Source organism: Negativibacillus massiliensis (genome assembly GCF_900148495.1).
Taxonomy (GTDB): domain Bacteria; phylum Bacillota; class Clostridia; order Oscillospirales; family Ruminococcaceae; genus Negativibacillus; species Negativibacillus massiliensis.
On sequence record NZ_FTRU01000008.1, the window covers coordinates 1,522,532 to 1,545,558 of the forward strand.

The 23,027-nt window shown below is 45.4% G+C and carries 24 protein-coding genes; 8 read left to right on the top strand and 16 right to left on the bottom strand.

Annotated features, from left to right (window positions below):
- Window positions 1–285 precede the first annotated feature (285 nt).
- From BQ5375_RS14605 to BQ5375_RS13200, 8 genes are all read left to right on the top strand, one after another.
- On the top strand, window positions 286–414 hold the full coding sequence (locus tag BQ5375_RS14605) for a hypothetical protein (protein WP_022133747.1): 129 nt from the start codon (window positions 286–288) through the stop codon (window positions 412–414).
- A 116-nt stretch (window positions 415–530) separates the two neighbouring features.
- Window positions 531–1,544 (top strand): 3-deoxy-7-phosphoheptulonate synthase, encoded by a 1,014-nt coding sequence (gene aroF / locus BQ5375_RS13170; RefSeq protein WP_022133746.1) that lies wholly within the window; start codon window positions 531–533, stop codon window positions 1,542–1,544.
- Window positions 1,545–1,659: 115 nt separating this feature from the next.
- Window positions 1,660–2,724: a 3-dehydroquinate synthase gene (gene aroB / locus BQ5375_RS13175; protein WP_022133745.1), complete on the top strand. Its 1,065-nt coding sequence runs from the start codon at window positions 1,660–1,662 to the stop codon at window positions 2,722–2,724.
- The gene (gene aroA / locus BQ5375_RS13180) at window positions 2,718–4,007 is read left to right on the top strand and encodes a 3-phosphoshikimate 1-carboxyvinyltransferase (protein ID WP_022133744.1); all 1,290 of its coding nucleotides are present in this window, start codon (window positions 2,718–2,720) and stop codon (window positions 4,005–4,007) included. The genes aroB and aroA overlap by 7 nt, the downstream gene beginning before the upstream one ends.
- Complete coding sequence (gene aroC, locus BQ5375_RS13185; protein WP_076918060.1) at window positions 3,988–5,112, top strand: chorismate synthase; 1,125 nt, start codon at window positions 3,988–3,990, stop codon at window positions 5,110–5,112. The genes aroA and aroC overlap by 20 nt, the downstream gene beginning before the upstream one ends.
- Window positions 5,112–5,975 carry a prephenate dehydratase gene (gene pheA, locus BQ5375_RS13190; protein WP_022133742.1) on the top strand — a complete coding sequence of 288 codons (864 nt, stop codon included), beginning with the start codon at window positions 5,112–5,114 and terminating at the stop codon, window positions 5,973–5,975. Before aroC ends, pheA begins: the two co-directional genes overlap by 1 nt.
- A gap of 233 nt (window positions 5,976–6,208) precedes the next feature.
- Window positions 6,209–6,454: an IreB family regulatory phosphoprotein gene (locus BQ5375_RS13195; protein WP_022117325.1), complete on the top strand. Its 246-nt coding sequence runs from the start codon at window positions 6,209–6,211 to the stop codon at window positions 6,452–6,454.
- Between the two features lie 136 nt (window positions 6,455–6,590).
- Window positions 6,591–6,887, top strand: coding sequence for a hypothetical protein (locus BQ5375_RS13200; RefSeq protein WP_022133741.1), 297 nt, complete (start codon window positions 6,591–6,593; stop codon window positions 6,885–6,887).
- 57 nt (window positions 6,888–6,944) lie between these two features.
- Here the strand turns inward: BQ5375_RS13200 and BQ5375_RS13205 are convergent, their stop codons facing one another.
- The 16 genes from BQ5375_RS13205 to fabK all read right to left on the bottom strand — a co-directional run bounded on the left by BQ5375_RS13205 (window position 6,945) and on the right by fabK (window position 23,019).
- Entirely contained in the window at window positions 6,945–8,096 is a 1,152-nt protein-coding gene (locus tag BQ5375_RS13205; protein ID WP_022133740.1) for a double-cubane-cluster-containing anaerobic reductase, read from the bottom strand.
- Window positions 8,097–8,138: 42 nt separating this feature from the next.
- Window positions 8,139–9,110, bottom strand: a complete 972-nt coding sequence (locus tag BQ5375_RS13210; RefSeq protein ID WP_022133739.1) for an ABC transporter ATP-binding protein — start codon at window positions 9,108–9,110, stop codon at window positions 8,139–8,141.
- Window positions 9,098–10,129, bottom strand: coding sequence for an ABC transporter ATP-binding protein (locus tag BQ5375_RS13215; RefSeq protein ID WP_022133738.1), 1,032 nt, complete (start codon window positions 10,127–10,129; stop codon window positions 9,098–9,100). The genes BQ5375_RS13210 and BQ5375_RS13215 overlap by 13 nt, the downstream gene beginning before the upstream one ends.
- 14 nt (window positions 10,130–10,143) lie before the next feature.
- Window positions 10,144–11,082, bottom strand: a complete 939-nt coding sequence (locus BQ5375_RS13220; RefSeq protein WP_022133737.1) for an ABC transporter permease — start codon at window positions 11,080–11,082, stop codon at window positions 10,144–10,146.
- Window positions 11,072–12,040, bottom strand: a complete 969-nt coding sequence (locus BQ5375_RS13225) for an ABC transporter permease (protein ID WP_022133736.1) — start codon at window positions 12,038–12,040, stop codon at window positions 11,072–11,074. The genes BQ5375_RS13220 and BQ5375_RS13225 overlap by 11 nt, the downstream gene beginning before the upstream one ends.
- Before the next feature lie 97 nt (window positions 12,041–12,137).
- Window positions 12,138–13,751, bottom strand: a complete 1,614-nt coding sequence (locus BQ5375_RS13230; protein WP_022133735.1) for an ABC transporter substrate-binding protein — start codon at window positions 13,749–13,751, stop codon at window positions 12,138–12,140.
- 433 nt (window positions 13,752–14,184) lie between these two features.
- Window positions 14,185–15,021 carry a DegV family protein gene (locus BQ5375_RS13235; protein ID WP_022133734.1) on the bottom strand — a complete coding sequence of 279 codons (837 nt, stop codon included), beginning with the start codon at window positions 15,019–15,021 and terminating at the stop codon, window positions 14,185–14,187.
- Window positions 15,018–15,809, bottom strand: coding sequence for an acetyl-CoA carboxylase carboxyltransferase subunit alpha (locus BQ5375_RS13240; protein ID WP_076918061.1), 792 nt, complete (start codon window positions 15,807–15,809; stop codon window positions 15,018–15,020). Before BQ5375_RS13240 ends, BQ5375_RS13235 begins: the two co-directional genes overlap by 4 nt.
- Complete coding sequence (gene accD / locus BQ5375_RS13245) at window positions 15,796–16,701, bottom strand: acetyl-CoA carboxylase, carboxyltransferase subunit beta (protein ID WP_076918062.1); 906 nt, start codon at window positions 16,699–16,701, stop codon at window positions 15,796–15,798. Before accD ends, BQ5375_RS13240 begins: the two co-directional genes overlap by 14 nt.
- Window positions 16,702–16,766: 65 nt before the next feature.
- Entirely contained in the window at window positions 16,767–18,104 is a 1,338-nt protein-coding gene (accC, locus tag BQ5375_RS13250) for an acetyl-CoA carboxylase biotin carboxylase subunit (RefSeq protein ID WP_076918063.1), read from the bottom strand.
- A gap of 27 nt (window positions 18,105–18,131) precedes the next feature.
- A complete protein-coding gene (gene fabZ, locus BQ5375_RS13255; protein WP_022133731.1) occupies window positions 18,132–18,581 on the bottom strand; it encodes a 3-hydroxyacyl-ACP dehydratase FabZ in 450 nt (149 codons plus the stop codon).
- Between the two features lie 19 nt (window positions 18,582–18,600).
- Window positions 18,601–19,080, bottom strand: a complete 480-nt coding sequence (gene accB, locus BQ5375_RS13260; protein WP_076918064.1) for an acetyl-CoA carboxylase biotin carboxyl carrier protein — start codon at window positions 19,078–19,080, stop codon at window positions 18,601–18,603.
- Between the two features lie 13 nt (window positions 19,081–19,093).
- Window positions 19,094–20,341 (bottom strand): beta-ketoacyl-ACP synthase II, encoded by a 1,248-nt coding sequence (fabF, locus tag BQ5375_RS13265; RefSeq protein ID WP_022133729.1) that lies wholly within the window; start codon window positions 20,339–20,341, stop codon window positions 19,094–19,096.
- Between the two features lie 31 nt (window positions 20,342–20,372).
- Complete coding sequence (gene fabG, locus BQ5375_RS13270; protein ID WP_022133728.1) at window positions 20,373–21,113, bottom strand: 3-oxoacyl-[acyl-carrier-protein] reductase; 741 nt, start codon at window positions 21,111–21,113, stop codon at window positions 20,373–20,375.
- A gap of 3 nt (window positions 21,114–21,116) precedes the next feature.
- Window positions 21,117–22,055, bottom strand: coding sequence for an ACP S-malonyltransferase (locus BQ5375_RS13275; RefSeq protein WP_022133727.1), 939 nt, complete (start codon window positions 22,053–22,055; stop codon window positions 21,117–21,119).
- A gap of 16 nt (window positions 22,056–22,071) precedes the next feature.
- On the bottom strand, window positions 22,072–23,019 hold the full coding sequence (gene fabK / locus BQ5375_RS13280) for an enoyl-[acyl-carrier-protein] reductase FabK (RefSeq protein WP_022133726.1): 948 nt from the start codon (window positions 23,017–23,019) through the stop codon (window positions 22,072–22,074).
- Between the last annotated feature and the right edge of the window lie 8 nt (window positions 23,020–23,027).

The following is a 23,027-nucleotide window of genomic DNA, read 5'->3' on the forward strand; positions in this document are numbered from 1 at the left end:
TTCCTATTTATTAGGGCACTTTTATTTCAATGCACACCATATTATAAAGCGAACTTAAAAAAGTGTCAATTATCACAAGAAATAAATTAACATTCTATTCAGAATTACTTCTTTCGACCGAAGTATTTATTGTTCTTTGCTATCTTTTTGACAATTTTATATAGAAAATGTCGATATTTCACTTTTGTGCGCAAAAGTACTTGACAGATATGCAAATCAGGCGTATATTTTTAACATCGTTATTCCAGCACGATCCCAATAAGCTGGATCAGGAGGACTTTATTTATGAATCGCATTTCTATGGTATCGTTTTATTTTGCATATTTTTTCAGCTTTGGCTTTTTTAGCACAGAGCGATTTTGTCATGCAAAATTAAATATCGATGCCAAAAGAAAGGCTGTGGCGGCAGCATAATCAAATTTCTGCCCGCAAAAGATTTTCCTGAAAAATATTCTGGTTCAAAATCTGCCGATGCTTTTGACAAAAAGCATCGGCTTTTTTTATCCCAAAACAAGAAAGGATTTGTTATTATGATTATTATTCTCAAAAAAGGAACTTCTCCAGATAAAGTAAACGAAATGATCAACCACTTCGAAAATATGAATTTCCAAGTACAGGAAGTTCGCGGCGTACACGAAACTATCCTCGGATTAATCGGTGATACTTCCAGTCTGGACACCGATGACATCAAATCCATGGATACCGTTGCAGAAGTAAAACGTATTCAGGAACCATACAAAAACGCAAACCGCAAATTCCATCCGGATGATACCATCGTTGATGTATGCGGAAGAAAAATCGGCGGAGGACATTTCCAGGTTATCGCTGGTCCATGCTCGGTTGAAAGCCGTGAGCAGATGATTTCTGTTGCAAATTCTGTTAAAGCTTCGGGCGCCGGATTGATGCGCGGCGGTGCATTCAAACCACGTACCTCCCCATACTCTTTCCAGGGTCTGCGTGCAGAAGGCATCGAGTACCTGTTGGAGGCAAAAAAAGCTTCCGGACTTCCGATTGTTACCGAGATCATGAGTGCTGCTCATCTTCCACTGTTTGAGGATGTCGACGTCATCCAGGTTGGTGCAAGAAATATGCAGAACTTCGAACTGCTCAAGGAACTTGGCAAAGTGAATAAACCAATTCTTCTCAAACGTGGTCTTGCTAACACCATCGAAGAACTGCTGATGAGCGCTGAATACATCATGGCTGGCGGAAACAAAAACGTTATCCTCTGCGAGCGCGGAATCCGCACCTTCGAAACTGCTACCAGAAACACACTGGATATCTCGGCAATTCCGATCATCAAAAAACAGTCCCATCTGCCGGTTATCATCGACCCAAGCCATGCTGCTGGTATCCGCTGGATGGTTCAGCCACTTTCGATGGCAGCTATCGCAGTTGGTGCAGACGGTCTGATTATCGAGGTACACAACAATCCTGAAAAGGCACTCTGTGATGGCGCTCAGTCACTGACCCCAGAACAGTTCGATCAGGTTATGAATGATGTTAAACGTACCGTTACATTCTTCGGCAAAACGATGGACTAATTGTCTTTGATACAAATACAGATTTTAAAATTTCTTTGAGACCCTGATCATTTTCACTGTACGTGTACTAAACACAGATTGTTTTGAACTTCCAGTTTAGAAAGGAGTTTTTCTGTTGAAAAGCGTCACTGTCAACACCAGCACCCCTTATGATGTGCTGATTGAAAAGGGATGTCTTTCCCGCTGCGGAGAATTTGCTGCAAAGCTTTTTGTCCCTCAAAAATCCACTGCCGCCATCATTACTGATGACCGCGTCAGCTCCCTTTATCTGAAAACGGTTTCTGATTCCTTCCAAAAAGCGGGATTTTCGATTTGCTCCTTTGTTTTCCCAAACGGGGAGGACTCAAAATCCCATGACACCCTGTTACAGGTATATGATTTTCTGATTCAAAATAATATCACCCGCACCGATTTCATCGTCGCGTTAGGCGGCGGTGTTGTCGGTGACCTGGCAGGATTTGCTGCTGCAACCTATCTGCGCGGTATCCGCTTTATGCAGATTCCAACCACCTTTTTGGCTGCAATTGATTCTTCTGTTGGTGGAAAAACTGCCGTCAACATTCCTGCCGGAAAAAATCTCATTGGTGCCTTTCACCAGCCGTCTCTGGTCGTATGCGATCCGGACACCTTCCAGACTTTGGAACCACAGACCTTTGCAGATGGCTGTGCTGAAATGATTAAGTACGCCATGATCTGGAGCGAAGATTTCTTAAAGCTTCTGGAAAGCTGCGATATTAACGAACAAATTGAAGAAATTGTAGCCTACTGTGTTGACATCAAGCGACAGGTTGTCGAGCAGGACGAACTGGATTCTTCTATCCGTATGATTTTAAACTACGGTCATACATTGGGACACGCAATCGAAAAGGTGACCAATCACACTGTCACCCATGGTCATGGTGTTGCTATGGGAATGGTGCTGATTACCCGCCTTGGTATGAAACTCGGTCTCTGTGACAAGGCGCTTCTGGAGCGCTTGTGCTGTATTCTCAAGCAGTACCACCTCCCCTGCGAATACAACGGAAACCTTGCAGAGCTTGTCGAAAGCTGCATGCACGACAAAAAACGTTCCGGCAATACCATTCGCCTGATTCTGGTTTCCACCGCCGGCAAGGCCGAGATTGTACCAATGGAAACACAAAAGCTTGTCAACCTGCTCAAGGAGGAACTTCCATGTTAAGCTATTCTGTTCACGGTTCCCTCTCTGGAAGTGTCAACGCACCGGTATCCAAATCAGACCTGCACCGTCTGATCATCGCGTGTTCTTTATCCGGCAGTGATACCGAGATTTGCCGCTGTACCCTTTCGGAAGATATCAAGGCAACTGCCCGCGTTATGGAAGCGATTGGAGCCTCCATCCACTTTGAAGAAAATCGAATTTTAGTGGAAGGCATAAAGTTACAGCCTGATACAAACGTTCTGTGTGACTGTTCTGAATCCGGTTCCACCCTTCGTTTTCTGGTTCCGGTTCTGGCGGCTCTGGGACAAAATGCAACCTTTACCGGTCATGGAAGACTTGCCAAACGCCCGATGGAACCTCTTCTTTCTGAACTTTCCGCTCATGGAGTCGAGATTCACACACCGGATAACAGAGACACTCTCCCTCTCTCGATCAGTGGAAAGCTTGTCGGTGGAGACTTCACCTTTTCCGGAGATATCAGCTCGCAGTATATCACTGGACTGATGTTTGCCCTTCCGCTTCTGGCACAGGACAGCCGCATTATCCTTACCTCCCCTTTGCAGTCCAAGGGTTATGTTGACATGACGCTGAGTGTTCTGGAACGCTTTGGCATTAAAATTACCCCCGTTCAAAATGGCTGGGAAATTGCTGGCAAACAGAAGTATCGGACACCTGGAATCCTGACTGCACAGGGCGACTGGAGCAATGCTGCCTTCTGGCTGTGCGCCGGCTCCATCTGTCAGGGAGCAAATATTATGGTCAACGGCATCGACTATCATCATTCTTTACAGGGTGATAAGGCTGTCTGTGATGTTCTAACACAGATGGGAGCAAACCTTTCCATCGGCTCTGAACAGGTTGAGGCAAATCATGCTCCGCTTCACGCCGTCACGATTGATGGCTCTCAAATTCCTGACATCATCCCGATTTTATCGGTTGTAGCTGCTGTCAGTCAGGGAGAGACCCACATCGTCAATGCCGGACGACTGCGCATCAAAGAAAGTGACCGTCTTCACGCCATGTATGAGTGTCTGACTCAAATCGGCGCTGACGTCACCGAACTTGCTGATGGCTTGATTATCCGCGGAAAATCACAGCTTTCCGGTGGAACAGTCGATTCGTTTAACGATCACCGAATTGCCATGTCTATGGCGGTGGCATCTTTGGTCTGCAAAGAGCCGGTTATTATTCGTGATCCGATGTGCGTTACAAAATCTTATCCTGACTTTTATGAAGACTTCAAAGCATTAGGAGGTAGTGTCCATGTCGTCGACCTGGGGTGATCACATCAAAATATCCATCTTTGGGGAGAGCCATTCCAAAGGAATCGGCATTGTTATCGACGGCGTTCCTGCCGGAACGGTGATTGATTTTTCCTCTCTCCTGCTTTTCATGGCCAGAAGAAGTTCAAAAGGCGGAAAGCTGGATACTCCCCGTCTGGAAAAGGATTTCCCTCAAATTCAGAGTGGGGTGCTCAGTGACCCGAAAGACCCTAATCGCCTGATTGCCTGTGGAACTCCAATCTGTGCTTTAATTGAAAACACTAATACCCAATCCAAAGACTACGACCAGCTCCGTTCGGTGGCAAGACCAGGCCATGCCGATTACACCGGTTTTGTCCGTTACCATGGCTTTAATGATATTCGGGGCGGAGGACATTTTTCCGGACGTCTCACCGCACCTCTCTGTTTTGCTGGAAGCATCGCAAAACAGTATCTGCGCTCTCTTGGCATCGAAGTTGGAGCACACATCGCTTCTATTGGCTCTGTCCAGGATCGTCCTCTCGATCCGGTTTTGGTAGACCGCGAAACACTGCTTTCCGTTCAGGAAAAGTTCTTTCCTGTTCTGGACGATTCTGCCGGAGAACAGATGCAGGATCTGATTGCACAGACAAGGGATCAGCTTGATTCGGTAGGCGGTGTAATCGAATGTGCTGCTTGCGGACTTCCTGCCGGCATCGGTGACCCTATGTTTGACTGTGTGGAAAGCAAGATTGCTTCACTCATCTTTGGTATTCCTGCAGTAAAAGGACTTTCTTTTGGACTGGGATTTGATTTTGCTTCCAAAACTGGCAGTGAGGCAAATGACCCGTTTACCATGGAAAATGGTGCTGTAAAGACAACCAGCAACCATAATGGCGGCATTTTGGGCGGTATTACCAATGGGATGCCATTAGTATTCCGCACTGTAATCAAGCCGACACCTTCCATCTCCCAAAAGCAAAAAACAGTAAATTTCAAAACAGGCGAAAATGTGGAGCTTTCCATTACAGGACGTCATGATCCGTGCATTGTGCGTCGTGCTGTTCCCTGCATCGAATCTGCTGCTGCACTTGCATTGATGGATCTGATTCTCGGCTGTGATCGTTCTATTTTGGAGGGAAAATAATGAAACCAATTGAAGCGATTATCCGAAGCGCAGAACAAAATCCTTCCTCCCCTGCACAGGCTGCCTGTCAGGGCGTTGCTGGTGCCTTCTCTCATCGCGCCTGTCTGGAGGTATTTGACCAACCAGACATCCAGTTCTATCCACAGTTTGAAGATGTCTTTCGCGCGGTAAGCCTTGGAGAGCGCCGCTACGGTATTATTCCTATCGAAAATACCCTGGCTGGCTCTGTCACCGATAACTATGACCTGATGCTTCAGTATCGTCTGTACATTGTCGGAACCGTAAAGGTAAAGATTGAACATTCCCTGCTGGTCCTGCCCGGAACCAAATTGTCAGACATCAAGCAGGTTTATTCTCATGAACAGGCTCTGCACCAGTGTTCCGACTTTTTAAAAGCCCATCCTTCCATTGCATCACATCCTTTTTCCAACACCGCTGCCTCGGCAAAATTTGTTGCGGAGCAAAACGATCCTTCTATTGCTGCAATCGGCTCGTTGGAATGTGCTAGAATGTATGGACTGGAGGTTCTTGCTCAAAGCATCCAGAACCGACGCGATAATTTCACACGATTTGTGGTGCTCGCCAGAGATCCTGTCACCCATCCCGGATGCAACCGCATCAGTCTGGTTGTCCGGGTCAAACATCAGGCAGGTGCCCTCTATCGTGCGCTCTCCCGCTTTGCTGATCAGGAAATTAACCTCTTAAAACTTGAGTCCCGCCCAATCCCGGACAGCCCTTTTGAGTTCTTGTTCTACTGGGATTTCGAGGGAAATATGGCACAGAAAAACGTTATCACTGCTTTGGAAAATCTTAAGCAGGACATCGAGTATCTAAAATTTCTCGGAAATTATCCGGAACAGTAACAGAACAAAATTTCTTAAAAACCCCAGCATATCGACGATTATTTTTAGTGGTTTCTAACAACTTCCAGTGGATTTATTATAGAAAATAGAATAAAATCACCCGAATTGGTTGAAAAATTAGCGCAATTGCGGTATGATAGAAGTGTGTTATGAAGTATCGCAAACCAGAAAGTCTTTGTTGACTAATCAAGCCCTTGACCCATTGTGGTGAGGGGGAAGCGGAGGTATCATATATGCACGAACCAACGATCTCTTTTTCGCTGCATGATGACAAGGAAAAGGAAATCAAAAAAACTCTGACCATCATTTACGATGCACTCAGACAAAAAGGATACAACCCGATCAATCAGATCGTCGGCTATATTCTTTCGGAAGACCCGACCTATATCACCACCTACAACAATGCCCGCAGCCTGATTCGGCGAATCGACCGGGATGAACTTTTGCAGATTCTGGTAAAATCCTATCTGGGAGAATAATTCTGCCAGGATCATCTTGGAAGCTGGGACTTTAATTTTTTGCAAAAAGAAGGTGCGGATGGCCAAAAAGGGGGCTATCCGCTTTTTTTGTCAAAAGAGGTTCCAAAACTGATTATACTGGAAGGGAGTTTTTATTATGCCACAGGAATTTTTGATGTATAAGGGAAGACCCCTTGTCCGCAGTGGAGAAACTTTATATTACGGAAGCATGGGAGACAAGTGCGTTGCACATCTCCAGATTAAAAGCCAGACTCCGGCTCACGGAATGAATATGGCAAACAAGGTTGTTGTCCAGCTGATTCTGACCGATGAAACCCTGCCGCTTAAGGAGCGCATCCTAAATAAGGCAGAACGTGATGGATTGTACGAAGCTCTGTCCATCGCCAATATCTGGATCGACCGCTACAATAAAAAAGAACAGACGAAACAGTAACAAAAAGCTCAGTCCAAGTAAAAACTTAGACTGAGCTTTTTCTTTATCATCATAAGTTTACAGCATCTCAATAAAAGCAGCACAACGGGTATTGAGCTGTCCTACATCCGAAGATGAGTAATCTGTCTCTACACACATATATGGCAAACCTTTGGAAGTAACAAACTGTTTGATCTGGTATGCCTCCACATTATATGTATGACATGCCTGCAAAATAACCTCAACGACTGCGTCGATTTTATATTCTTCCAGCAGACGTCCCATCAGTTTCAGACGATTTTCGTTTGGTGTCATACAGGAACATCCAATATTCAAATAGCGATCTGCGATTGCCTGGTAGATATCTTCTGCATTTTCATCCACCAGTTCGTCCACCGATTTTGCGCCGCCGCAATTTTCAAAGCAAACAACATTTCCGCCGTTTGCTTCAATACTCTTTACAACCTTCATTGCGTTTCCGCCAATCGGACAACCGGTAACCAGAATACGAGGACGTTTTGGAATAGGACGATTTCCTTCGTCGTATTCTTTCTGGATGCGTTCTGTGAGGGCATTTACCTCATCGATCGCTTTCTTTCGCTCAAATTTAAAGCTGGAGCCGTACAGAACACTGTACAGATCCGCCCCTGCCATCGGTGGTGGGTCCAGTTTCATCAGCTCATAGAAATGACGCAGTGCCAGACGATTTTGGTTAGAAAGTTTTACCTGTTCCCGAAGCTTTTCCTCTGTGATGGTTACACCGAATTTTTCTTCCAGTTTCTCTTTCAGTGCAACAATCTCTTCCCTCCAGAGTTTTCTTCCCATCGGAGACTGGCGGTTTGGAAGCTCCATGATATAGGTATCCTTGATTTTTCCAAGCATTTCATACATTTTCTTTTTTCCGTCACAGGTTGTCTCCCCTATAATCAGATCAGAAAAATAGAAGAATGGACATTTCTGTGTCTTAGCAAATCCGTAGCTGGATTTGATTAATGGACAAAGATTTCGTGGAAGGTCCTGTTCTGCCTCTGCAATCGTTTCATCCGAAAAAGAACATAATCCTACTGGAATTGCTCCGGATGCCATGATCACCTCGGTTGGAGTGTAGGTGCAAAAAGTACCGACAAACGGGATGTTTTTCTGTTTGGTCTCATACGCGTGCAGAAAAGAATTGCGGCGCTGTTCACTGAACTCTTCAAAAATAGCCGGAAGGGTCTTAATAACTTCCATCAAAATAACCTCCATTTCATATATCCTTTAGGATGAATCGACCTAATAAAGATGGCACGCTACATAATGCTTTGGTGCAATCTCATGCAGTACAGGAGTTTCCTGCGAACATTTTGCGCTTGCATAAGGACATCTTCCCTTAAAGCGGCATCCAGGAGCAGGATTGATCGGGCTTGGAACGTCTCCACTGAGCATAATGCGCTGTCTTTCGTGTTCTACCTTTGGGTCCGGAATCGGAATTGCAGAAAGCAACGCTTTGGTATATGGATGTGCGGGATTAGTATAAAGTTCTTCTGAAGTGGTCATCTCTACCATAGTACCGAGATACATAACCCCTACACGGTCAGAAATATGCTTTACCATCGAAAGGTCATGCGCGATAAAAAGATAGGTCAAACCTCTTTCCTGCTGCAGGCGGATCAAGAGGTTGATGATCTGTGCCTGAATGGAAACATCCAGTGCAGAGATCGGTTCATCGCAGAGAATGAATTCCGGATCAAGTGCCAGTGCCCTTGCAATGCCGATTCTCTGACGCTGTCCACCGGAAAATTCATGGACATATCTGCTTGCATGTTCCCGATTCAGTCCAACCTGATCCAGAAGCTCAAACACTCGGTCCTGAATTTCTGCGTTGCTCGAATACATCTTGTGGATACGCATTCCTTCTCCGACAATCTGGTTTACCTTTAAGCGCGGGTCCAAAGATGCATAGGGGTCCTGAAAGATCATCTGCACTTCTTTGGTAAATGCCTTTCGTTCATTTCCCTTCATCGCATGAACATCTTTTCCCTTGTACAACACTGTTCCATCCGTTTTATCATATAAACCGATTACGGTACGTCCGCAGGTTGTCTTTCCACAGCCGGATTCTCCTACAATTCCTAATGTTTCTCCGCGCTTCATTTCAAAAGAAACATCATCCACTGCTTTTAAAACAGCATGTTTTCCCATCGGGAAATATTTTTTCAGATGCTCTACTTTCAGCACTACTTCACTGTCTTTTACTCCTGGCATTCCTGTCCACCTCCTGCAACAAATGGTAAGTTTTCCTTCCTACATTGTGGATGATGCAGCCAGCAGCTTGCTTCATGTCCATCCTCAAAATGATAGGTGGGCGGTGGTGTTGTCTGACAAATCTTCATGGTATGCGGACAACGTTCTGCAAAAGGACATCCTACAGGAGGTGTGATCAAATCAGGCGGCATTCCTTCAATGGAAACAAGCTGCTGCTTGTTCTGTAAATCTAGGCGCGGAACTGCTTTCAGCAATGCCCAGGTATATGGATGCTTTGGTCGATAGAAAATGTCCTCACTGCTTCCCTGTTCCACTACCTTACCGGAATACATGACAACAATTCTGTGTGCAATATCTGCGACGACCCCTAAGTCATGGGTAATCAGGATAACCGATGTTCCAAGCTTTTGCTGAAGCTGCTTAATCAGATCGATGATCTGTGCCTGAATGGTTACATCCAGCGCTGTGGTCGGCTCATCCGCAATCAGCAGTTTTGGATTGCAGGCAAGTGCAATCGCAATCATGACCCTCTGACGCATGCCTCCGGAAAGCTCATGCGGATACTGCTTGATTCTGGCAGCCGGCTCTGGAATTCCTACCAGTTCCAGCAGGCGGATTGCCTCTTTTTTCGCTTCCAATTTTGTAACGTTTTTATGATTGGTGATATTTTCAATAATCTGATTTCCGATGTTCATGGTAGGATTTAACGAAGTCAAAGCATCCTGAAAAATCATGGAGCACTCTGCACCGCGGTATTTCTCCCACTGTTTTTCCTGAAAAGAAAGCAGGTCCTGATTTTCAAAATAGATATGACTTCCCTCTTTGATCTCTCCCGGAGGGCACTGAATCAGACCCATAATCGCTTTGGAAGTAACCGATTTTCCGCAGCCGGATTCTCCTACAACAGCGACTGTCTCTCCTTTATTCACTTCGAAGCTGACTCCGCGCACCGACTGAACTTCGCCTGCATAGCTATGATAGGAAACCCGAAGATTTTCTACCTTCAATAACTGTTCCATCAAGTCAACCTCCTTTACTTAATCATTTTCGGCTCCAGCGCATTGCGCAGGACATCGCCGATAATATTAAAACTAAGTACTGTAAATAAAATCAAAAGACCGGGAAAAACTGCCATGCTCGGACGATCCAGAATATATTTCTGTGCAAGCTGAAGCATACTTCCCCAGGAAGACTGCGGAAGCTGAACACCCAATCCCAAAAAGCTTAAGGATGACTCTGTCAAAATTGCGCCCGCAACACCAAGGCTTCCCGCTACAATAATGGATGCGCTCATATTTGGGATAATGTGTTTAAAAATAATCTCGGTGTGGCTTGCTCCCATGCTTTTTGCCGCAAGCACAAAGTCTTTCTGCTTCAAAGACATTGTTTCTGCACGGGTAATACGGGCAACGGATGCCCAGCTGAACAAGCTTAAAACCGCAATCAGTGTTACCATGCCTGGAGAAAACAGGGTGTTGAGCACAACCATCAGCAAAAAGCTTGGCAATGCAAGGAAAATGTCGGTAAATCGCATCAGAACCATATCGAGTTTTCCACCCTTATATCCGCTGAATGTTCCAATCAGAGTACCAATAATCGTGGTACAGATCATGGATGCCAGACCCACAGTCAGCGAAACACGTCCTCCGTAGAGAGCTCTTGTAAAATAATCCCTGCCAAAATCGTCGGTGCCAAACCAATGTTCTTTGGATGGAGGCAAAAGCTTCTGGGTTGCATCGATTGCATCCGGATCATAAGGGGACAAAGGTGCCAACAAAGAAGCAATTGCAATAATAATCAGGATAATCAGACAAACCAGTGCAACCTTGTTTTCTTTAAAGCTACGGCAGATATCATACCACAGTCCTCGGTCGTAACTTGTACCTGCTGGCTGTTTTTCTTTTACAACGTCTTCAAATGCGTCATCTGGAAGAACATTGCTTGTGTTTATCTTGATTGCTTTATCTTCCATGTGCTTCACCCATTCCTTGTTTAATTCTTGGATCTGCAAATGCATACAAAATGTCTGCCAGGAAGTTGCCCAAAACCAGAATCGTTCCCGACAGCATTGTATAAGCCATAATCATTGGATAGTCACGGGACTGAATTGCGGACATTCCCAGTGTTCCAAGTCCTGGCCAGCCAAAGATAGATTCGATAATAAAAGAACCAACTACCAGCGATGCAAGACGCATTCCTATCAGTGTGATGATCGGGAGCAGACAGTTTTTTAAGACATGACGGAACAAAATCTTTCCTTTGCTGGTTCCCTTGGATTTTGCGGTCAACACATACTCTTCTTCCAGCTGACCGATTGTATTGGAACGAATATATCGGGTAAATGTTGCAAGGTTTCCAATACAGAGGGTAAAGGCAGGCATAATCAGATGTTTGATGGTATCCCACGCGCTATCCACACCGATTGTATGCATACCCGAGGATGGCAGCAAACGCAGTTTCAGGGAAAATACGATAATCATGACCATCGCAAGCCAGAAGGAAGGAATCGATACCCCGATATAGGCAATCAGATTGATAATCCGGTCAATAATCGTATTTTTCTTTAGTCCTGCTATTAGCCCTAGAGGAATAGATATAACCAAGGAAAGAGCCAATGATACACTCATCAAAAGGATTGTTGCTGGAAGCTTTTCCGCAAACTGTTCTGCTACCGGACGTTTGTTGGAAAGTGAAACACCAAAATCTCCCTGCAGCACGCCTTTAAACCACTCAACATAGCGTTCTCCCATGCTTCGGTCAAGCCCTAATTTTTCAATGGTGGCCTGTTTCTCCTCTTCGGTCATTGTAGGAGAAATATACATGGAAGAAATATCACCTGGGGCAAGTTCGATAACCCCAAATGAGAAGAAAGAGATCAGAATCAGAACAATGACTGATTCTACCACTCTCTTCAGACAAAATTTTTTCATTTCAAATTCCCCCGCATTTCTGCTTAAAATCCCATCATCTTTACATTGTAAATAAGCCTCCCCTGAATGGAGAGGCCTTTTACTAACTTTTTCTTTATTACGCTACATCAATCAATGTCCAATCTTCAAATGGTACCATGGAGTTGATGGTATCCAGTCCGGTTACACCTTTCTGAGTGACCCAAACATAGTTTGGACAGGAAATTGGGTAGATGGTAAAGTCGTCCTGAATCAGCTGCTGGAATTCTAAGAATTTCTGTTCGCGCAGTTCTTCATTTGGTTCTGCGATTGCCGCATTGATCATATCAATTGTTTCCTGGCTGCAGTTAGTTACCTGTGGATTTGTAGCATACATTACGATCTGAGTCGATGGGTCACCCTGTAAGGAATCCCAACCATTGGTTCCCAGATCCCATTCAGTCGATGCATCACCGCTTGTCCACTGGAAGAACATTGAGAAGAAGGATGGGGAATCCATAGCCTGAAGCTCTACATTGATGCCTGCTGCTTTCAGCTGCTGCTGAATAACAATTGCTACTTCCGGCATACCAACTCGCTGATTGTTGTAGATATATTTCAGGGTTACCTGATCCAGACCGCTCTCTTTTGCCAGTTCTTTTGCTTTTTCCAAATCGTATGGGTAGTTTTCCATCTCTTTTGCAAAATAGAGGTTCTGATCGCAGAATACGGTCTTACCCGGCTGGCTCATAATATCCGAACCATAAACAGTATCCATGATCTCATCCAGATTGATTGCATAGAAAATAGCTTCTCTTGCTTCTTTAGATGTAATTTTGCTGCTCACTGGGTTGCAGGTGAAATAGTTTACACGACACTCTGGTGTATCATAGATTTCGTAGTTTTCATCTGCAGAGTATTTCTCATATTTTTCTTTGCTGGAAATTCTCAGACAGGAAACTTCTCCGCTCTGGAATGCAACTTCTTTTGCAGAACTATCCGGGATAATCTTCATGATCAGTTCATCGATTTTTGCTTCGCCACGGTAATAATCGGTATTCTTTTCGTAAATAATATTTTCGCCTTTGTTCCATTCTTTGAGTTTGAATGGACCGTTTCCGATTCCCTGCATTGCAGCGTCCGAAGTCTCAACAGTGGTAACATCCCCATTAAACACATGTTCTGGGTAGATGCAGAGTCTTCCAAGGGTGGTAACAAATTTACTCAGGTAAGATGGAAGTGTGATGTTGACATTGTAGTCATCCACTTTTTCATAAACAACATCTTCACCATTGATTTTGGTATAGGTTGTGCTGGTTTTGGTTGCACCCTCTGTAAAATATTTTAAAGTAAACAGAAGGTCATCTACGGTAACTGGCTCTCCATCATGCCATTTTGCATTTTCGTTAAAATGCAGTTTGATGTTTAAGCCGTCATCCGACACTTCCAGTTTATCGACCAGATAATATCTGGTTTCAGCATTGTTGATGATATAAAGCGGATCATAAAGTGGTTTGTACATAACAGCAACAGAATCCGAACCACCAGAAGATGGAAGCAGATTGGAAACATCCTGGTCTGCCGGATAAACAAAAACCTTTTTGTCATCAGAAGAAGTTTCCTCCTGGGTTGTTTCTTCCGTTGTCTGTCCTCCCTCTGCCGTTGTTGTTTCAGTGGAACCACTGCCGCAGCCTGTCAGCGCAAAGCTTGCAAGCATCGCTGCTGTCAGAAGCAAACTGATCAGTTTTTTCATGATTGACCCTCCTAAATACTTTTCCAAAAGAGACAATTTATGACTCTTTTAACACATCGTTTACATTTTAGCGAAATAAAAAATTCACTTCAATTTGCAAAATATCCAAAAGGCCCTTATATGAATTTTTTCAATTGACTACCGTTTGCTTATTTACAATTTTTATTTATTTCTGCCATTTTGAATCAAATATGATGTTTTTTTAACAATCAATATAGATTTTTTTAATAGTATCCTTTTTTATTCTCTTTGATTCATTTCATTTATACACACAGTGTTCATTTTACATGTGTTTTAATAAGCATACTGCACAAGAAGATTTTTCTAATAAAAATCAACGTTTTTTATTTTCTTCCTCGAAAAAGAATATTTTTTGCATAAAAAAACACCCAAACCATCTTTCTTCTGATAGAAATACGGTTGGGTGTATTTGTTATTTCTCAATCCAGCTTAATGCCAACAGTCCTCTTCCTAGGTGATGGCTGAGCACCGGACCAAAATCATTTTTTTCAATGAATACTCCTGGAAACTTTTCTTTTAATTCCTGTTCCAGCATAGGCAAAGAAGCACTCTGCTGCGGAACATTCAGAGCAATTCGTTCCGGAGTATGTTTGATTTCCTGCATCATCTTACGGATCTGTTCCATACGGCCTCTGACTGTTCCCAGTGAGACAACGGCACCATCCTGACAACGAAGCAATGGACGAATATTCAAAATCGTGCTGACCGATTGACGCACAATGCCAATTCTTCCGCTCTTACGCAAGGCATCCATACTGTCCAAAGAAAATACCACACTGATTTTCTTTCTGCATTCCTCCACCTGCTGTGCCAGCTGATGAAGTGTCAGCTTTTGTCCAATCATTTTAATTGCTTCCTCACACAGAAGCAGCATGCCGCCAGCTGTGGACAGAGAATCCACTACAATGACCTTTTCCTGTCCCTGTGGGAAAGCAGAATTGATCTGTGCCGCTGCAGCAAAAGCATTACGATAGGTTCCGCTCAAACGGGAAGAAATAACAATACACAGTACCTCATCTCCGCGTCGAATGCTCTCTGAAAAACAGGAAACAAAGCTTTCAAACGACACTTGGCTGGTCAAAAAGTTTTTCGATTGCAGCAGTGCCTCAAAACTTCCATTACAGTCGGTGTAAGTTTCCAGGTAGCGCTGACCGTCCACCATATATCCCATCGGCAGCACCTGAAGTCCCAATTTTGCAGCCTGTGCTCTGGTCACATTGACCGTGCTGTCTGTTACTATGCGGATCATTCCTCAATCGCCCCCATTCTGCGAAATCTTTGATAACGACGCTCTGTCAACTCCTGAGGAGACAGGCGTTTTCCCTGTGTCAGTGCGCTGTACAGGTCTTTTTTCAGGCGAAGGTAAAGCTTATCAAATCCTTCTTTCGGGTCTTTTGGCTCACGAATTGCGCGCTCTACCACTTTTAAATTGAGCAGTTCTTCTGCAGTCAGCTTCAAACACTGTGCTGCTTCTTTGGTTTTGCTTGCATCCTTCCACAGGATACTTGCACATCCTTCCGGTGAAATTACCGAATAAACTGCGTTCTCCAGCATCCACACCTCATCCGATACTGCAAGCCCCAAAGCACCGCCGCTTCCGCCTTCTCCCACCAGAATGGAGATAATCGGTACCTTCAGTGTCATCATTTCCATCAGATTTTCCGCAATGGCCTGCGCCTGTCCGCGCTCCTCTGCACCGATACCACAATATGCACCCGCTGTATCCACAAAACAGATAACCGGACGGTTAAATTTTTCAGCAAGCTTCATCTGTCTCAGAGCTTTTCGATAGCCTTCCGGATGTGCGGAGCCAAAATTTCGTTTGATTTTATCCTTGGTATCCTTTCCGCGGTCAATCGCAATCGCAGTGACCGGCATATCATACAGCCAACCCACTCCGGCAACAATTGCCTGATCGTCGGCAAAGCGGCGGTCGCCATGAAATTCTAAAAATCCTTCCAGAATATTCTGGATAAAGTCATTTCCACTCGGGCGGCCTTTTGCTCTTGCCGCCGCTACCCTTTTATAAGCTTCCATCCGCACTTGCCTCCTCTCGTTCTTCTTTGTGCACAAACGGTGTGTGCAGTGCCAGAATCTTTGTCAGATATTCTTTCTGCTGCGGACGCTCTACGATTGCATCCACAAAGCCTTTTTCCTGTAAAAATTCCGCCCTCTGGAACCCTTCTGGCAGCTTTTGACGGATTGTTTGTTCGATAACTCGCGGACCAGCAAAGCCAATCAATGCGCCTGGTTCTGCAAGGATAATATCCCCCTCCATCGCAAAGCTTGCCGATACACCGCCTGTTGTTGGATCGGTCAGGAAAGTTACATACAGGTTTCCTGCATCACTGTGTCGTTTGACCGCACCGCTGGTTTTTGCCATCTGCATCAATGACAGGATACCTTCCTGCATCCGGGCGCCACCGGAAACGGTGTAGCCGATAACCGGAAGGGAATGTTTGGTCGCATATTCAAACAATCTCGTGATCTTTTCGCCGACCACCGAACCCATACTGCCCATCATAAATCCGGACTCCATTACAAACAAACAGCAAGGATAAGAACCGATGGTACAGCTTCCGCAGACAACACCCTCTGTTTCACGGCTGTTTAAGACTGCGTGCTTTAATTTATTTTCATAACCTGGAAAATCCAGTACATTGACCGAGTGCATATCGCGATCATGCTCAACAAAGCTTTTGTCATCTGCAATCATGCTGATACGCTGACGGGCGTTCATCCGAAACAGATGGCCGCATTTTGGACAGGTGCTGTACTCCTCGGCTAAGTCACTGACAAACAGGATATTTTTGCATTTCGGACAGGACAAGCACAGTTCATCCGGAACTGACGGATGACTTTCTTTGGTGCTGCGTCCTGGATTTTCCAAATCATTTTTCGGTTTCTGAAACAGTTTTTTCGAAAGCATGGACACCCTCTCTTTCTGAAGCGGGAACGTCCCGCGTTTCCATTATGCAAAGAAAACCGGTAATCTTACCGGCTTCTCTTTGCCATAAAATCGGTATAATAATCTCCAGACTTAAATTCCGGATCATTTAACAGCTCCATGTGCAGCTCACTGTTGTGATCGACACCTTCAATGACCAGCTCGCAAAGTGCTGCCTGAATCTTACGGATTGCTTCTTCCCTTGTCTTTGCAAAAACAATCAGTTTTCCGATCATCGAATCATAGTACGGCGGAACAAAATAATCCTGATACAATGCTGTATCAAAACGTACCCATGGTCCCCCTGGAACATGGAGCAGGGTAACTCTGCCGCAGCTTGGACGGAAATTCAGTTCTGGATTTTCTGCATTGATGCGGCACTCGATTGCATGACCGTTTAAGTGAACATTTTTCTGAGAGAATTCCAGCTTCTGCCCTGCCGCAATACGAATCTGCCATTTTACCAGATCGTATCCGGTCACCATCTCAGTAACGGTATGCTCTACCTGCAGACGGGTATTCATTTCCATAAAGTAGAAGTTTCCATCCCGATCAAACAAAAATTCAACCGTTCCTGCATTCCGGTAGTTAACCGCCTTTGCCGCTTTGGTCGCAACCTCGATCATTTTTTCTCTGGTTTTCTGGTCAATTGCAGAGGATGGACATTCCTCAATCAGCTTCTGGTTCTTGCGCTGGATCGAACATTCCCTTTCTCCCAAGCATACCACATTTCCAAAGTTATCACAAAGGATCTGCATCTCGATATGTTTTGCCGGATACAGATACTTTTCCATATAAACGCCGCCGTCTCCAAAGGCACTTAAAGCCTCTCTGGAAGCGTTTTGATAAGCTGCTTCCAGCTCAGATGCTTCCTTGACCAGACGGATACCGCGTCCACCACCGCCGGCTCTAGCCTTGATCAACAGCGGAAAACCGATTTTCTCAGCCTGTGCTTTGGCTTCTTCCACGTCTGCAACCGCATCACAGCCCGGAATAACCGGAACGCCAGCAGCACGCATGGTTTTTCTTGCCTCGTCCTTATCGCCGGTCTTTGCAATGGTTTCCGACTTTGGTCCGATAAAGGTTATGTTGCACTCTTCGCACAGTGCTGCAAAACGGGCATTCTCGGAAAGCAGTCCGTAGCCCGGATGGATTGCCTGTGCACCCGAACAGATTGCTGCTGAAATAATCGCTGCCATATTGAGGTAGCTTTCCCCAACCGGTGCAGGTCCAATACAGTAGCTTTCATCTGCAAGGCTGACATGAAGTGCTTCCCTGTCTGCCTCGGAAAAAACTGCAACGGTGGAGATACCCATTTCCTTGCAGGCGCGGATAATACGGACCGCGATCTCGCCGCGGTTTGCAATCAGAATTTTTGAAAACATAAATGCGTTTCCTCCATTCTGCAATAATTAATCTTTGATGCAGGCAAAGGAGAATTCGCCGGAGACACAGAGTTTTCCGCCGACATATCCTTTTCCCTGTGCAAAATAAAATGGTTCCCGAACTTTTAACAGCTTGCACTCAATTTCCAGTTTATCTCCCGGGAGAACCTTGTTTCTGAATTTTACCTTGTCAAGGCTGGTGAAATATGGGGTGATTTTTCCTGCATTTTCCGATTTGCTTGCAAGCAGTACGCAGCAGGTCTGTGCCATCATCTCGCACAGTACAACACCCGGAACCACCGGATTTCCCGGAAAGTGACCTTTCAAAAACCACTCCTCGCCGGTGATGGTATAGGAGCCGCGGCACTTGGTTGGCTGACCCTGTTCATCTTTTTCATCCTCACAAAGCTCTGCTTCATCTACCAGCAGCATATTGTCTCTGTGCGGAAGGATTTTCTTGATTTCTTCCTGTGTCATTGTGTTTGCTCTCCTTCCGTTAAAAGATCTTAAACAGTGTCTGGGAATACTCAACAACCTGACCGCTCTGAACACAGATGTCCACGATTTCGCCGTCCTGTTCTGCGGTAATCTCATTCATCAGCTTCATTGCCTCGATAATGCACAGCACATCACCCTTTTTTACCTTGGAGCCAACCTGTACATAAGGCTGTGCATCCGGAGAAGGTGCAGCATAGAAGACACCGACCATCGGGGATTTGACCTCAGTGATATGGTTAAAGTCAATGGTTGTACCTACTGCCTGTGCTTCTACAGCAGCTGGTTCAGCGGTTGGAGCAGATACTTCTGGTACTGGTGCTGCTACCGGAGCCTGAACTGCTACTGGTTGGACAGCAGGTGCAGGAGCAGCAGTGTTTCGTTCCATCGAAATATCCAGTGCACCTTCGGTCAGATGCAGGGAGGTGATCCCTGTTTCCTGCATGATCTTTGCAAGTTCCTTAATATCCTGAATGTTCATCGACTGCTTCCCCCTAGTCTTTCAGTTTGCTGAATGCGATGCATCCATTATGACCGCCAAATCCCAGAGAATCGGAAATTGCAAGTGTTACATCCGCTTTCACTGCCTGGTTTGGTACATAGTTTAAATCACAGTCTTCATCTGGCTGTTCATAGTGAATTGTTGGTGCAATAATTCCGGTTTTAAGTGTCATAACCGAAGCGATTGCCTCTACTGCACCTGCTGCACCCAGCATATGTCCTGTCATCGACTTGGTAGAGCTGATATAAGCTTTTCTTGCAGCTTCTTCACCCAGTCCCAGTTTGATTGCCAGTGTCTCGGATTTATCATTTAATGGGGTGCTGGTGCCGTGTGCGTTGATATAGATGGTTTCTTTTTCAAGATCCTCAATGCCTGCTTCCTGCAAAGCCAGTTTAAATGCTCTGGATGCACCCTTTGCTTCTGGATGCGGTGCAGTAATGTGGTGAGCATCGCAGGTATTTCCATATCCCACCATTTCGGCATAGATGTGCGCGCCTCTTGCTTTTGCATGTTCGTATTCTTCCAGCACCAGGATGCCGGCACCTTCACCCATAACAAATCCGCTTCTGCGTTTGTCAAATGGTGTGCAGGCAGATTCCGGATCTTCGCAGGTAGTCAGAGCTTTGCAGTTTGCAAAACCTGCGATAGCAACCTCATTGATTGCAGCTTCTGCACCGCCGGAGATGATGGCATCAGCATATCCATGACAGATTGCATGGAAGGCTTCTCCGATTGCATGGGTGGAAGTTGCACATGCGGTAACGACTGGAAGATTTGGTCCCTGTGCATCAAAACGGATTGCGATGCTGCCGCTTGCGATGTTGCCAATCATCATCGGAACCAGGAATGGAGAAATATGTTTCGGACCGCTTTGTGCAAATTTATTGCACTGTTCTGTAATGGTGTTAATACCACCGGTACCCGAACCAACATAAACGCCCAGACGTTCTGCATCGATATTTTCGCCGGATTTAAGTCCTGCATCTTCCATCGCCTGAACTGCTGCTGCCAGCGCATACTGAGCAAACAGATCTGTTTTTCTTACCTGAGATTTTTCAATATATTTAGTTGGCTCAAAGTCCTTAACTTCTGCCGCTACCTTTACCTTCTGTTCGGTGGTATCAAAACGGGTGATCATGCCAACACCGTTTTTTCCTTCTGTCAAATTGTTCCAGAAGCTTTCCAAATCGTTTCCAACCGGCGAAATAACGCCCATACCGGTTACTACTACTCGTCTCATCTATGTCCCTCCTGTGTGGACTATCGTTTTCTTACATACTCAATCCGCCGTCAATGCACAACACCTGACCGGTGATATAACCGGACTCTTCCCCTGCAAGGAAGGATACAGCTGCTGCAACATCGTCGACGAGCCCCATTTTCTTCATTGGAATCTGTTCCTGAACCGCTGCCTTTACCTTATCGGACAAAACCGCGGTCATGTCGGTCTGGATAAATCCCGGAGCAATTGCGTTGCAGGTAATTCCTCTGCCTGCAAGCTCCTTGGCAACCGACTTGGTCATGCCGATCAATCCTGCTTTTGCAGCGGCATAATTTGCCTGACCGGCATTTCCCATCACGCCCGAAATGGAACTGATGTTGATAATACGTCCCTTTCTGCGCTTCATAAAAGCGTGATAGGTATTCTTAATCATATAAAACGCACCATTTAAATTGGTGTCGATAACCTTCTGAAAATCTTCTTCCTTCATCGAAAGGACCAGAGCATCCCTTGTGATTCCTGCATTGTTGACCAGAATGTCAATGCTGCCAAAGGTATCCATCACCTGTTTGACTATATCCTTACACTGCTGTGGATCGGACACATCGCAGCAGATAGCCAAACTTTTTGCACCGTTTTCTTCAATCATGCGGCAGGTTTCCTCTGCAGCTTCCTTGTTTCCAGCATAGATAACCGCAACATCGCATCCATCCTTTGCAAGTCTGACTGCAATCGCTCTGCCAATTCCTCTGGAAGCTCCGGTGACCAGAGCTGTTTTTCTTTCTCCCATCTTCTATTCCTCCGATGTTTCCTTTCCCAAAGCACGAAGTGTTTCTTCCAGGGTCTCTTTATTTTCCACGCGGCAGACAGTAACATCCTTATTGATCTTCTTGACCAGTCCGCTGAGTGTTTTTCCCGGTCCTACCTCGATAAAGGTGGTAAAGCCTTCCTCCACCATATTTCGGATGGTTTTTTCCCAGAGAACCGGATGGGTTACCTGAGAAGTAAGGATTTCCTCACACTCATGCTGATCCTGTGGATAACATTCCGCTGTGATATTGGCATAGATCGGGAGCTTTGGAACGTTCAGATGATAATTACCGATTTCATGATGAAGTTCCTGCTGTGCACTGTCCATAAATGGAGAATGGAATCCTCCGCTCACTGCAAGTGGAACGGCTTTTCCCTTATATTCCTTAACCCTGTTGCAGAACGCTTCCAGTTCCGGTTTTCCGCAGGCAGCAACCAGCTGACCAGGGCAGTTATAGTTGACCGGATAAACCCTTACAAACTCCTGACAGATTTTTTCCACTGTTTCGTTGTCAAGCTTCAATACTGCTGCCATTCCTGCTGGATTTTTCTGTGCTGCATAATCCATTGCCTTTGCTCTGCGGCAAACAAAAGAAAAACCATCTTCCTCCGAAAAAGCTCCTGCAAAAGTCAACGCAGCTACCTCTCCCAGAGAAAATCCTGCAACTGCGTCTGCGTGAACTCCTGCTTCTTCCAAAGCTCTTGCGGCTGCAAGATCCACACAGTAAACGCACGGCTGTGTATTAATGGTCTGGGAAAGTTCCTCAACCGGCGCTGTAAAGCACTGCTCAGAGGTGTTTTCCCGTACCTTATCAGCTGCTTCAAATACCTTGGCAGCCGCCTTGGAGCACTCACAGAGATCTTTTCCCATTCCGGTATACTGTGCGCCCTGTCCTGCAAATAAAAATGCCGTTTTACCCATTGTTTTTCTTTTCCTCCTATTTGCAGAAACGGTTCGCCTGATTCAAAATTTCTTCTGCCTGTGCAAACATTTCTTCAATCATTTCCTGTGCGGTCTGTTCTTTATGTACCATTGCTGCGCACTGACCTGCCATGAAGCTTCCGTTTTTCTCGTCGCCTTCCTTAGCAGCCTTGCGCAGAGCACCTGCACCCATCTTTTCCAGTTCCTCGTCGCTGATATTGGAATTGTATTCCTGTTTAAACAGTTCACGGGTAAACTGGTTTTTCAGACAACGTACCGGATGACCCAGACGTTTTCCAGTTGCGATTGTATCGATATCCTTCGCTTTCAAAATCTTGTTTTTATAATTTTGATGTACGGTACATTCCTTTGCAACCAAAAAGCGTGTTCCGCACTGTACGCCACAGGCACCCAGCATCAATGCTGCTGCAATTCCTCTACCGTCTGCAATACCGCCTGCTGCAAGAACTGGAATCTTAACTGCGTCGCAAACCTGTGGAACCAGGGTCATAGTGGTCAGTTCGCCGATATGTCCGCCGGATTCTCCGCCCTCTGCAACAACTGCAGTAGCACCGCTTCTTTCTACCAATCTTGCCATTGCTGTGGATGCAACGACCGGAATCACCTTAATGCCTGCTTCTACCCATTTCTTCATATATTTTCCAGGGTTACCTGCTCCAGTAACAACAACCGGAACTTTTTCCTCAACAACAAGGTCAGATACCTCGTCAGCAAATGGGCTCATCAGCATGATGTTGACACCAAATGGTTTATCTGTCATGGTTCTTACCTTGTGGATTTCCTCGCGGAGCCAGTCTGCATTTGCATTCATTGCTGCAATGATTCCCAGTCCGCCAGCATTGCTGACTGCTGCTGCCAGAGATGCGTCAGCAATCCATGCCATGCCTCCCTGAAAAATCGGGTATTTGATATTTAAAAGTTCGCAAAGTTCTGTTTTGATCATCGTTCATC